Origin of the sequence: Streptomyces sp. NPDC048639 (assembly GCF_043199075.1) — a bacterium.
Lineage (GTDB): Bacteria > Actinomycetota > Actinomycetes > Streptomycetales > Streptomycetaceae > Streptomyces.
The window spans coordinates 72877-85345 of the sequence record NZ_JBICVP010000015.1 but is presented as its reverse complement, the minus strand read 5'-3'; the positions used below and the strand labels follow the sequence as shown (position 1 = coordinate 85345).

Genomic DNA, 12469 nt, shown 5'->3' with positions numbered 1-12469 from the left:
AGGAGCCGCCAGCATGCGCGCATTTCCCCGCAGAGCCTCCGCCGTCCTGGCGGCCGCCCTCGCCTCCGCCCTGTCGCTCACGGCCTGCGGATCGGACGCGGGGAGCGACGCGGCGAGCGCCTCCGGCAAGGTCGAGGGCCCCATCACGTTCCAGACCTGGAATCTCCGCGCCACGTTCAAGGACTACTTCAACGGACTGATCGACGAGTTCGAGAAGAAGTACCCGGGCACCGAGGTGAAATGGGTCGACCGGCCCGCCGAGGGCTACGCCGACAAGATCAGTGCCGATGCCGCCGGCGGCACGCTGCCCGATGTCGTCAACGTCTCGCCGGATCTCGCCGCGCCCCTCGCCAAGGCGGGCCTCGCGCTCGACCTCGACCAGGCCGCCGCCGAGTACCGCGAGGAGTACCTGCCCGGGGCGTGGAAGAGCCACCGGATCCCCGGCCTGGAGGGCACCTACGCCTTCCCCTGGTACCTCAACACCGGCCCGATGTTCTACAACAAACGGCTCTTCGGGCAGGCGGGTCTCGATGCGTCCGAGCCGCCCGCGACGTACGGCGAACTCTTCGACGCCGCCCTGGACATCGCCCGCAAGAGCGACAGCAAGGTCGCCACGCTCGCCAACGTCCCCACCATCGAGGACTTCGGCCGCTACGGCGTGCGGACGATGAACGGCGAGGGCACCGCCTTCACCTTCAACGACGCCAAGGGCGTCGAACTCCTCCAGCACTACAAGAAGTTGTACGACGCCGGTGCCCTGGACTCCCAGGCGCTGACCGCGACCCCCGAGTCCTCGGGACGCAAGTTCCTCACCGAATCCGTGGCGATGAATCCCGGCAGCGCGCACGACCTCGACACGTTCAAGAAGCAGGCGCCGGGCCTCTACAAGAACATCGGCATCACCGACATGGTCACCAACACCGGCAAGAACAACATGTATGTGATGGGCGTGATGGTGAACGCCTCCGGCAAGAACAAGCCCGCCGCCGTCGCCTTCGCACACTTCGTGACCGACGCGAAGCACCAGGAGGAGTTCGCCCGCGAGGTGGCCATCTTCCCCAGCACCGCGGGCTCACTCGACGACGCGTACTTCACCGAGGACGACGGGACCGAGGACGGCAGGGTGCGGGTGGCCGCGGCCAAGTCGCTGAAGGACGCGGTGAATTACACGCCGGTGCTGTTCAGCGAGCAGATGAAGACGGAGCTGCGGAACGCGGTGGCGCGGGCGCTCCAGGGCAAGCAATCCGCGAAGGCGGCGCTCGACAACGCTGTCACGGCCTGCAACCGGCTGCTGCGGCAGAGTTGATACGGCGTGCGGCCCGCCATGAAGGATTCCGCTCGTCCGCCTCTCGCCCCCGGTGAGACCGCAGCCCCGTCGGCCCCCGGAGCAGCGCTGTCCGGCCCGTCGGCCGTACGGCGTCGCCGGGTGGCCGGTCCGCGCCGGACGGCCGGTCGGCGGACCACCGGGGCCACGCCTCGCATCCGGCGTCAACGTCCGGTCTCGCCCTGGCTGTTCGCGGCACCCGGGCTGCTTGTGGTGTGCGCCTTCAGCATCTACCCGTTCATCAGCACCGTGGTGAACGCCTTCACCGACCGCAGGACGCTGGTCGCCGGTGAGTTCGTCGGTCTCGCCAACTTCCAGGAGCTGCTGCGGGACGACATGTTCTGGATCGGCCTGCGCAACAGCACCCTGTACGTCCTCGGCGTGGTGCCCGCCCTGGTGATTCTGCCGCTGCTTCTCGCGATGCTCGTGCAGCGCGACATCCCGGGCATCACCTTCTTCCGCTCCGCCTTCTACACGCCGGTCGTCGCCTCCGTCGTCGTGGTCGGCCTGATCTGGGTGTGGATGCTCGACGATCGCGGACTGATCAATGCGGTGTTGGAGATGGCCGGCGCCGGTCCCGTGGGCTTCCTCAGCGACCAGTGGCTGCTGCTCGTCAGCGCGATGTTCGTGACCGTCTGGAAGGGGCTCGGCTACTACATGATCATTTACATGGCAGCCCTGGGCAACGTCCCGCGCGAACTGCACGAGGCGGCCGCCGTCGACGGCGCCGGAGCCGTGCGGCGCTTCTTCACCGTCACCGTCCCCGCCGTGCGCTCCACCATGGTCCTGGTCGGCGCTCTCTCCTCGGTCGCGGCCTTCAAGGTCTTCTCCGAGGTCTATCTGATGGCCGGGCCCGCCGGAGGGCCGGCGGGCGAGGACACCACCCTGGTGATGCTCGTCCAGCGCGTCGGCACGGGACTCAGCGGGCGTGTCGGCTACTCGTCGGCCATCTCCGTCGTCGTCTTCGTGATCACCCTGGGACTGATGCTGCTGGTGCTCCGCGCCGGCCGAAGGGAGGAGAGCTGATGTCCGCCCCGCCGCCCCCCACGACTCCGCCGCCCCCCACGGCTTCCCGGTCCACGGCCTCCCCGTCCACGGCTTCCCGGTCCACAGCCCCGAACGGCCGGCTCGAGCCGGCCAGTGGCCGGTCCGCGCCCAGCAGCGGGCGGCCCACGTCCACGGGCGGCCGGCGCCTTGCCACCGGGCGGCTCGTCCTGCGCTACGCCGTGCTGCTCGCCGTACTCGCCCTGACTGTCGGGCCGTTCCTCTGGCAGCTCTCGACCTCCCTCAAAGGCCCGCACGAGGACATCTTCAGCTCGCCTCCCCGACTGCTGCCCGCCGAACCGACGTTGGGGAACTACACCCGCGTCGCCGACACCATCCCGGTCTGGGACTACGCGCTGAACTCCCTGCGGGTCGCCGTGGCCAATGTGGCCACCAACTGCGTCGGTGCCGCCCTGGCCGGATATGCGCTCGCCCGTCTGCGGTTTCGCGGTCGCAGGGTCGCGGCCCTGGTCTTCATCCTCGCCATGCTGGTCCCGGTCGAGGCGATCATCATCGCCCAGTTCACGACCATGCGGGACATCGGCCTGAACAACACGTTGCTCGGCGTGCTGCTCCCCGGCTGCGTCGGCGCCATGAACGTCCTGCTGATGCGCAATGCGTTCCTCGGCCTCCCCTACGAGGTGGAGGAGGCGGCCTTCGTCGACGGAGCAGACGCCTGGCAGCGGTTCGTCCGCATCGCCCTGCCGTCGGTCAAGGGCACCCTCGCCGTGGTGGCGATCTTCGCCTTCATGGGTGCGTGGGACGACTTCCTCTGGCCGCTGATCGTGCTCAGCGACCCGGAGAACTTCACGCTCACCATCGGGCTGAACTATCTGCACGGGACCTTCGCCAACGACGAGCGCCTCGTCGCGGCGGGCACCGTCATCGCCGTCCTTCCGCTGATCGTGATGTTCGCCTGCCTGCAGCGTTACTTCTTCCGAGGAGTGGGGGAGGGCGCCGTGAAGGGGTGACCCCAGGGGTGGGCCCGTGCCCTGCTGTGCGGAACCGCGCGCCCGCCCGCCCCAGCCGCCACCACCCGCCGGCACCACTGGATTGGACTGCTGCCCTCCATGACCGACCGCCTGCGATTCGGCGCCAACTACACCCCGTCCCAGGGCTGGTTCCACCACTGGCTCGACTTCGACCTCGACGCCGTACGCGCGGACCTCGACGCCGTCGCCGCCCTCGGTCTCGACCACGTACGGGTCTTCCCGCTCTGGCCGCTCGTCCAGCCCAACCGCACGCTGATCCGCCCGCACGCCGTCGACCAGTTGGTGCAGCTCGTCGACGCGGCCGCCGAGCGCGGTCTGGACGTGAACGTCGACGGGCTGCAGGGGCACTTGTCGAGTTTCGACTTCCTTCCCGCGTGGACGCGGACCTGGCACCGCCGCAATCTCTTCACCGACCCCGACGTCGTCGCGGCACAGGCCGCATACCTGCGCACGATCGCCGCCGCCCTGGACGGCCGGCCCGGCTTCATCGGGATGACCGTCGGGAACGAGGTCAATCAGTTCTCGGACAAGCCCCACCCCGATCCCGACACGATCAGCCAGGAACAGGCGGGCGCATGGCTGCGGAGGATGCTCGGCGCCTGCGAGGCGGGAGCCCCCGGCAGGCTCCATCTGCACGCCGCGTACGACGCGGCCTGGTACCAGGACGAGCACCCCTTCACCCCCGCCCACGCGGCACGGCTCGGCGCGGCCACCGCCGTGCACTCCTGGGTCTTCAACGGCACGGCCCAGCGGTACGGCCGCACCGGAGCCGCCACCGAGCACCACGCCGCCTATCTGATCGAGCTGTCCAAGGCCTGGGCCCTGGACCCGCACCGCCCGGTGTGGGTCCAGGAAGTCGGCGCACCCGCGCCGCACATCCCCCCGGAGCACGCGGCGGAGTTCACCGAGGCGACCGTGGCCAACGCCCTGGACTGCCCGGATGTGTGGGGCGTGACGTGGTGGTGCTCCCACGACGTCTCGCGCACCCTGGCCGACTTCCCCGAGCTGGAGTACGGGCTCGGGCTGCTCACCAACGACGGGAAGGCCAAGCCCGCCGGGCAAGCCATCGGCCGGATCGTGGAGGTGTGGCGCGGGCGCGAACACCGGCCTGCGGTGCGCTCGACGGCGCTGGTGGTGGACGTGGGCGGAACCGAATCCGCCCCGCTGCGTTCCACCTGCGGTCCCGGTGGGCAGGTCTTCGAAGCCTGGATGAAGCTGGCCGCTCAGGGCGCGCGTCCTGCCGTTGTGCTCGCCGACCGGGCGAGGGATCGTGAACACCTCGGCGCCCGGGGGATCACCGAGGTCGTCACTCCGGACCAGGTGGACTGACCCGGACCCGGACGCGGACCGACACCGCCCGACGACCGCACGGACCCACCACCGACCGCACACCCTCGCACGCTCGACGAGTTGCCCCACCGCTCGAAGCCCACCTGTCACCGACCGTCCGATCGGACCACCGGACCGTACGAGCCCGTGCCCCGCACACGTCACGAACTCCCGCACGCCACGACCGTCCTTCCGGACCTTCGCTCCCGGCATCCCCCGGACCTCCGACTCCCGACCGCCCCGAACCTTCGCCGTCCGAACGTCACGAGCCCGCACAGCCGACCGGCAGTTACGGAGCCTTCTCCCATGCACGACGACCGCAAGCTGATCGAAGCCCGGCTGGGACGCGTCCTCGAAGAGCGCATCCGCCCCGCCCTCTACTCCGCGTCGGTGCCGCTGGATGTGGCCGCCTGGGTGGCACCCGGCGAGCCCGTGCCGGTCTCCGAGGGCCTTGCCGCCGAGCACACCCCGGTGTCCGCGGGGGACCAGTGGGGTGCGCCGTGGGGCACCACCTGGTTCCGGGTCTCCGGCAGAGTGCCGGAGGAGTGGGCTGGGAAGACGGTCGAGGCCCTGCTGGACCTGGGCTTCGACGAGCGGATGCCCGGCTTCCAGTGCGAGGCCCTCGTCTACCGCCCCGACGGGACACCGGTGAAGGGCCTCAACCCCCGCAACCAGTGGGTGCGGGTGGGCTCGCCCGTGGCCGGTGGCGAGGAGGTGCTGTGGCACCTGGAGGCCGCCTCCAACCCCGTGATCCTGGGCGACAACCCGTTCCGTCCGACCCACCTGGGAGAGAAGGAGACGGCCGGCACAGCCCCGCTCTACCGCATCGCCCGCATGGATCTCGCGGTCTTCGACGAGACCGTGTGGGCGCTCGTCCAGGACCTGGAAGTCCTGGGCGAGCTGATGCACGAGCTGCCGGTCGAGGGGGCCCGCCGCTGGGACCTGCTGCGCGCCATCGGCCGGGCCCTCGACGTCATCGATCTGCAGGACGTGGGCGGTACCGCGGCAGCCGCGCGCAAGCAGCTCGAGGGCGTGCTGAACACCCGGGCCCAGCCGTCCGCGCACCGGATCAGCGCCGTCGGCCACGCCCACATCGATTCCGCGTGGCTGTGGCCGCTGCGCGAGACCGTACGCAAGGTCGCCCGCACCGCCTCCAACATGACCGCCCTGATCGAGGACGAGCCGGACTTCGTCTTCGCCATGTCGCAGGCTCAGCAGTTCGCCTGGATCAAGGAGCACCGGCCCGAGGTCTACGCGAAGGTGAAGAAGGCCGTGGCCGACGGCCGGTTCGTGCCGGCCGGAGGCATGTGGGTGGAGTCCGACACCAACATGCCGGGGTCCGAGGCGATGGCACGGCAGTTCGTCCACGGCAAGCGCTTCTTCATCGACGAGTTCGGCGTCGAGAACGACGAGGCATGGCTGCCCGACACCTTCGGATTCGCGGCCGGTCTGCCGCAGATCATCAAGGCCGCCGGGGCGAAGTGGCTGCTCACCCAGAAGATCTCCTGGAGCCAGATCAACAAGTTCCCGCACCACACCTTCCTGTGGGAGGGCATCGACGGCACCCGGATCTTCACCCACTTCCCGCCGGTCGACACCTACAACTGCTCGATGCACGGCCATGAAATCGCCCACGCCGTCAGCAACTTCAGGGACAAGGGCTCGGCACGCCACTCCATGGCCCCCACCGGCTGGGGCGACGGCGGAGGCGGCACCACCCGCGAGATGGTGGCCAAGGCCGCCCGGCTCCGGGACCTCGACGGCTCGGCGCAGGTCGTCTGGGAGCGGCCGGCCGCGTTCTTCGCCAAGGCGGAGGCCGAGTACGAGAATCCGCCGGTGTGGGTCGGTGAGCTGTACCTGGAGCTGCACCGCGCCACTCTCACCAGCCAGGCGCGGACCAAGCAGGGCAACCGGCGCAGCGAGCACCTCCTGCGCGAGGCCGAACTGTGGGCCGCCACGGCGACCGTACGGAACGGATGCGCCTACCCGTACGAGCAGTTGGACCGGATCTGGAAGACCGTCCTGCTGCACCAGTTCCACGACATCCTTCCGGGCTCGTCGATCGCCTGGGTGCACCGCGAGGCCGAGAAGACGTACGCCACCGTGGCCGAGGAGCTGAACGGGATCATTGCCGGGGCCCAGCGCGCGCTCGCGGGCGACGCCGCCTCGGGCGGTGAACTCGTCTTCAACGCGGCGCCGCACCCCCGCGGCGGTGTGCTCGCGGGCGGCGCCGCACCGAGCGCACCGGCCGGGAGCCGGGCGGCCGTCACCCCACGGCCGAGCGGCGGTTACGTCCTTGACAACGGCCTCCTGCGGGTGGAGATCGACGAGCGCGGTCTCGTCCTCTCCGCGTACGACCTGGCCTCCGGGCGGGAGACCGTCGCCCCCGGACAGGCAGCGAATCTGCTTCAGCTCCACCCCGACTTCCCCAATATGTGGGACGCCTGGGACGTGGACGCCTTCTACCGCAACACCGTCACCGACCTCGTGGACGCCGACGAGGTCACGGTGGCCGCCGACGGCCGGGAGGCGGTAGCGGTCCGCGTGGTCCGGTCGTTCGGCGACTCGAAGGCCACCCAGGTCCTGACCCTGGAGGCGGGCGAGAAGCGGCTCGACATCGACACCGAGGTCGACTGGCACGAGACGGAGAAGTTCCTCAAAGCGTCCTTCCCGGTCGATCTGCACGCCGACCGGTACGCCTCCGAGACCCAATTCGGCCACCTCTTCCGTCCGACTCACACCAACACCAGTTGGGAAGCAGCCAAGTTCGAGGCCTGCAACCACCGCTTCGTTCATCTCGAGGAGCCCGGCTGGGGCGTCGCCCTGGTCAGCGACTCGACGTACGGCCACGACGTCACCCGGGCCATCCGCGACGACCGGGGGACGACCACCACAGTCCGCCTCTCCCTGCTTCGCGCCCCGCGCTTCCCCGACCCCGAGACCGACCAGGGCATGCACCGCTTCCGCCACGCCCTCGTGCCGGGCGCGGGCATCGGCGACGCGGTCCGCGAGGGCTACCGCGTCAACCTCCCCGAGCGTCGCGTCCCCGGTGACGCCGACGTCGCTCCCCTTGTCACCGTCGACCACGACGCGGTGGTGGTCACCGCCGTCAAGCTGGCCGACGACGGCAGCGGCGACGTCGTCGTCCGGGCGTACGAGTCGCAGGGCGGGCGCGCCGTGGCCCGGGTGACCCCCGGCTTCGAGGCGACGGGCGTCGTCGCGACCGATCTCCTTGAACGCGCGGTCATGGACGCCTCCGATCAGAGCCCGCGGCTGGAGGACGGCGCGGTGACACTGTCCCTGCGCCCCTTCGAGCTCGTCACGCTCCGCTTCTCTCTCGCGCGGGCCTGATCGCCGCCCCCTCCGTGGTCCGTACGGCACGCCCACCGGGGCAGGCCGTACGGACCCGGCAGGGTCCCGGGCTCACACCCGAGGACCGAGGACTGAGACTCCACGACCGCGCACCGCGCATCGCACCGACGCCCGCACAGGCGGCCGTCACCGGCTGTCCGACTCCGTCACCGGACGCCTCCGGAGGCGGGAAGTGACCTGAGCGCGCAGACCCGTACCGGTCAGGGCTTGACCGAGCGGTAGTAGCGGCGGGCGCCCTCGTGCAGCTCCAGCGGATCGGTGAAGATCGCCGTCCGCAGGTCCACGAGCTGCGCCGCATGGACCTGGCTGCCTATGCGGTCCCGGCTCCCGATGACCGTGCGCGTGATGCCCTCGGTCAGCCCCGGCTCGGCACGGTCCGTGGTCACCAGCAGATTCGCCACCGCCAAGGTCCGCACCGCCTTCCCGTTCTGCGCCTCGGGGTACGCGTCCGCCGGCATCACCGCGGCCCGGTAGTGCCGCCCCGTGGGGCCCTGGGCGTGCAGCTCGTCGACGAGGTCACCGAGCTGGACCAGCCGTATATCGAAGTCGTCGGCGAGATGGGAGACCGCCTGTGTCGGCAGCCCGCCGGACCAGAAGAAGGCGTCGATCTTCCCCTGCCGCAGCAGGTCGGGCATCTTGTCGATGCCCACCGCCACGGGCTCGATGTCCTTCGCCGGGTCGAGACCCGCCGCCTTCAGCAGCCGCCCCGTTATCAGGCTCACCCCCGAGCCCTTCTGCCCGACGGCGACCCGCTTCCCCTTGAGATCGGCTGCGCTCAGCACACCCGAACCGGCAGGGACCACGAGCTGCATGTAGTCGTCGTAGAGCCGCGCGCACGCCCGCAGGCGGTCGGCGTCCTTGCCCCCCTGGTCGATGTACGCCGCGACCGCGTCCGCCGCGGCGATGCTGAAGCTCGCGTCGCCGGACACAAGCCGCTTGATGTTCTGCACCGATCCTTCGCTGGAATCCAGCCGCACATCGACATCGGGGAGGTCCTTGGCCATGCTCCTCTGCAGCAGCTCGCCATAGCGCGCATAGACCCCCGTGGGCACGCCCGTCGCGAACGAGACCGTCCCGCGAGGAGGCTGAGTCTCGCCGATGGGCAGCAGCCACCACAGCAGCAGCCCGAGCGCGACGACGGCCGCGACCGCGGCCTCGACGGCGCGAACTTTGCCAATGCGGATATGTGGCGTTTCCATGCGGGCGATCCTGCCAGCTCGCTCGCCGGACGGGCCAGGCCTGTGGATAATCTGAGGCGGGGCAGGGCCCGAGGCGCGAGCACGTACCCTGGTGGGCGAGATGAGCGCGAAGACTTACGAGGTGCGCACCTACGGGTGCCAGATGAATGTCCATGACTCCGAGCGGCTCTCCGGTCTGCTGGAGGACGCCGGCTACGTCCGTGCGCCCGAGGGCACCGGCGAGGGCGAGGCCGACGTCGTCGTCTTCAACACCTGTGCGGTGCGGGAGAACGCGGACAACCGGCTCTACGGCAACCTCGGCCGGCTGGCGCCGGTCAAGGCCAAGCGGCCCGGCATGCAGATCGCTGTCGGCGGCTGCCTCGCGCAGAAGGACCGCGACACCATCGTCAAGAAGGCGCCATGGGTCGACGTCGTCTTCGGCACCCACAACATCGGCAAGCTGCCCGTGCTGCTGGAGCGCGCCCGCGTCCAGGAAGAGGCGCAGGTCGAGATCGCCGAGTCCCTTGAAGCCTTCCCCTCCACACTCCCCACCCGCCGCGAATCCGCCTACGCGGCCTGGGTGTCCATCTCGGTCGGTTGTAACAACACCTGCACGTTCTGTATCGTCCCGGCGCTCCGCGGCAAGGAGAAGGACCGGCGGCCCGGCGACATCCTCGCCGAGGTCGAGGCGCTGGTCGCCGAGGGCGTCTCCGAGATCACGCTGCTCGGCCAGAACGTCAACGCGTACGGCTCCGACATCGGCGACCGCGAGGCCTTCTCCAAGCTGCTGCGCGCCTGCGGAAGGATCGAGGGCCTGGAGCGTGTGCGCTTCACCTCGCCCCATCCGCGGGACTTCACCGACGACGTGATCGCCGCCATGGCCGAGACGCCGAACGTCATGCCGCAGCTCCACATGCCCCTGCAGTCCGGCTCGAACGCCGTGCTCAAGACGATGCGCCGCTCGTACCGCCAGGACCGCTACCTCGGGATCATCGAGAAGGTGCGGGCCGCGATGCCGGACGCCGCCATCTCCACCGACATCATCGTGGGCTTCCCCGGCGAGACCGAGGAGGACTTCGAGCAGACCATGCACGTGGTGCGGGAGGCGCGCTTCGCGCAGGCCTTCACGTTCCAGTACTCCAAGCGCCCCGGAACCCCGGCCGCCGAGATGGACGGACAGATCCCGAAGCAGGTCGTCCAGGCGCGCTACGAGCGCCTCGTGGCGCTGCAGGAGGAGATCTCCTGGGCGGAGAACAAGCAGCAGGTCGGCCGGACCCTGGAGGTCCTCGTCGCCGAGGGCGAGGGGCGCAAGGACGACGCCACGCACCGCCTCTCCGGCCGCGCCCCCGACAACCGGCTCGTCCACTTCGCCCGCCCCGATGAGCCGGTGCGCCCGGGCGACGTCGTAGAGGTCGAGATCACCTACGCCGCGCCGCACCACCTGCTGGCCGAGGGCCCGGCCAAGGGTGTCCGCCGCACCGGGGCGGGCGACGCCTGGGAGCGTCGCAACGCCGCCCCGCCGGCCCCGAGCGGCGTCATGCTGGGCCTGCCGACCATCGGCGCCCCGGCACCCGCCCCCGCCCCCGTGTCGGTCTGCGGCCGCGACGACTGACCGTTCGGCCCTCCGCCGGGCTGCCGGTCCGTTGATCATCCGTCGCGCGCGGCGACCGGCAACAGGCGGCGCCGGGGAACGCGAGGCGCCGTCCGTCGGGCGTTAAGGTGCGGGACATGCTTGCCGCAGCCGCTGTATGTCCCGCGCCGCCCCTGCTCGTCCCCGAGGTGGCCGCAGGCGCCGCCCCGGAGCTCGACTCGCTCCGCGCAGCCTGCTCCGACGCTCTCGGCGCGCTCGCCGCCGCCCGCCCTGAACGCCTGCTCGTGGTCGGGCCCGCCGACCGGGACGGGCGCGGCCCGCACCCTCAGGGTTCGGCCGGGTCGTTCCGCGGCTACGGGGTCGACGTGGAGGTGCGCCTCGGCGCGGGTGACAGCGCCGCCGGAATGCCCGAACTGCCGCCCTCGCTCGCCGTGGCCGCCTGGCTGCTGGAACGCGCCCGCTGGGACGCCTCACCCGTCGAAGGGCTCGGAATCGGCGAACCGCTCGCCGCCGACCGCTGCGCCGAGACGGGGCGCCAGGTGGCCGCAGGCGCCGAACGCGTCGCTCTCCTGATCATGGGGGACGGCAGCGCCTGCCGGACCCTCAAGGCGCCCGGCTACCTCGACGAACGTGCCGCCGGGTTCGACGCGGGCGCTGCCCGGGCCCTGGCCGAGGCCGATTCCGCGGCCCTGCTCGCGCTCGACGAGGAGCTGGCCTACGAGGTCCAGGCCGCAGGCCGCCCGGCCTGGCAGGTGCTCGCGGGCGCGGGAGAAGGCGCGGGGCTCGAGGGCCGGCTGCTCTACGACGACGCTCCGTACGGTGTCGGCTACTTCGTCGCGACCTGGTCGTAGCGGCCCCTGCCACGCCCGCCGGCGCCCCTTCCGTGCGTACGGGAGGGGCGCCGCGGTGCTGACGTGGCGCGCAAGGCCGCAGAGCGCGGACGGCCGCGAAGCGCATCGCTTCGCGGCCGTGCTCCGTATCGATCCTGTCGCAGGTCAGGTGCCCTTGCCCTCGTCCTTCTGCTGCTCGGAGAGGCGGTCGAGGGATTCCTTCGCCTTGTCGCTACCGGTGTCGATCTGCTTACTGTGCTTGCCGTGGGTCTTCTCGTCGGCCTTCGAGGCCGCCGTGTCCATCCCCTTGTCGATCTTGTCCCGGTGCTGGCTTGCGGCGTCTTCGGCCTTGCCCCGATTGAGCTTGGCCTTGACCTTGTCCATCATCCCCATGGGCCGGCCACCTTCCCTGTAGCAGGACTACTTCCGGGCGCCCTCACCGGTCTCGCTGTCGGCGGCCTCGTCCGCGGACTGCTGCTTGGGGATCTCGACTCCCTCGGCCGTCTCGGACGGCTTCGCGGCTCCTGTCGGCTCCTCTACGGCAGCCTCTGCGGTTTCCGCCGTCGGAGTGGCGGCTGCCGCCTGCTCCGTTGACGCCGAGGACGAACGACGTCGAAACCTTGCAAAAACGCCCATATCAACTCCATAGACTACTCGTGTGTGCGAGGTCCCGCGCCTTCCGCGGCGTTCCATGGCGTCGCCCGGCGGCACCGGCCGGTAAACCGGCGTGCGGAACCTCGCAACAGGAAACGACCCCGGGCTCGGACCGTCACGCCACTCGTTCGAGGAGAGGCCCGGACGTTTGCAAG

At 70.7% G+C, this 12469-nt stretch carries 10 protein-coding genes; 7 read left to right on the top strand and 3 right to left on the bottom strand.

Annotation, left to right across the window (positions count from 1 at the left end):
• The first annotated feature begins 13 nt into the window (after positions 1 to 13).
• The 5 genes from ACGFNH_RS31355 (at position 14) to ACGFNH_RS31335 (ending at position 8040) form a co-directional block, all read left to right on the top strand.
• The gene (locus tag ACGFNH_RS31355; RefSeq protein WP_393659559.1) at positions 14 to 1306 is read left to right on the top strand and encodes an ABC transporter substrate-binding protein; all 1293 of its coding nucleotides are present in this window, start codon (positions 14 to 16) and stop codon (positions 1304 to 1306) included.
• Positions 1307 to 1324: 18 nt separating this feature from the next.
• Positions 1325 to 2350, top strand: a complete 1026-nt coding sequence (locus tag ACGFNH_RS31350) for a carbohydrate ABC transporter permease (protein WP_393659557.1) — start codon at positions 1325 to 1327, stop codon at positions 2348 to 2350.
• Positions 2350 to 3339, top strand: a complete 990-nt coding sequence (locus tag ACGFNH_RS31345; protein WP_393659555.1) for a carbohydrate ABC transporter permease — start codon at positions 2350 to 2352, stop codon at positions 3337 to 3339. The genes ACGFNH_RS31350 and ACGFNH_RS31345 overlap by 1 nt, the downstream gene beginning before the upstream one ends.
• A gap of 99 nt (positions 3340 to 3438) precedes the next feature.
• Positions 3439 to 4689 (top strand): glycosyl hydrolase, encoded by a 1251-nt coding sequence (locus tag ACGFNH_RS31340; RefSeq protein WP_393659553.1) that lies wholly within the window; start codon positions 3439 to 3441, stop codon positions 4687 to 4689.
• 306 nt (positions 4690 to 4995) lie between these two features.
• Positions 4996 to 8040: an alpha-mannosidase gene (locus ACGFNH_RS31335; RefSeq protein WP_393659551.1), complete on the top strand. Its 3045-nt coding sequence runs from the start codon at positions 4996 to 4998 to the stop codon at positions 8038 to 8040.
• Positions 8041 to 8261: 221 nt separating this feature from the next.
• Here the strand turns inward: ACGFNH_RS31335 and ACGFNH_RS31330 are convergent, their stop codons facing one another.
• On the bottom strand, positions 8262 to 9260 hold the full coding sequence (locus ACGFNH_RS31330) for a TAXI family TRAP transporter solute-binding subunit (protein ID WP_393659549.1): 999 nt from the start codon (positions 9258 to 9260) through the stop codon (positions 8262 to 8264).
• Between the two features lie 100 nt (positions 9261 to 9360).
• On the opposite strand from ACGFNH_RS31330, the gene miaB reads away from it, so the two are divergent.
• Together miaB and ACGFNH_RS31320 are read left to right on the top strand one after the other, a co-directional pair.
• A complete protein-coding gene (miaB, locus tag ACGFNH_RS31325) occupies positions 9361 to 10851 on the top strand; it encodes a tRNA (N6-isopentenyl adenosine(37)-C2)-methylthiotransferase MiaB (RefSeq protein WP_393659547.1) in 1491 nt (496 codons plus the stop codon).
• A gap of 116 nt (positions 10852 to 10967) precedes the next feature.
• Positions 10968 to 11681, top strand: a complete 714-nt coding sequence (locus ACGFNH_RS31320; RefSeq protein WP_393659545.1) for a class III extradiol dioxygenase subunit B-like domain-containing protein — start codon at positions 10968 to 10970, stop codon at positions 11679 to 11681.
• 144 nt (positions 11682 to 11825) lie between these two features.
• Here ACGFNH_RS31320 and ACGFNH_RS31315 read toward each other — a convergent pair whose 3' ends face one another.
• Both ACGFNH_RS31315 and ACGFNH_RS31310 read right to left on the bottom strand, forming a co-directional pair.
• A complete protein-coding gene (locus ACGFNH_RS31315) occupies positions 11826 to 12053 on the bottom strand; it encodes an antitoxin (protein ID WP_393659543.1) in 228 nt (75 codons plus the stop codon).
• Positions 12054 to 12080: 27 nt separating this feature from the next.
• Complete coding sequence (locus tag ACGFNH_RS31310) at positions 12081 to 12296, bottom strand: gliding motility protein (protein ID WP_393659541.1); 216 nt, start codon at positions 12294 to 12296, stop codon at positions 12081 to 12083.
• Between the last annotated feature and the right edge of the window lie 173 nt (positions 12297 to 12469).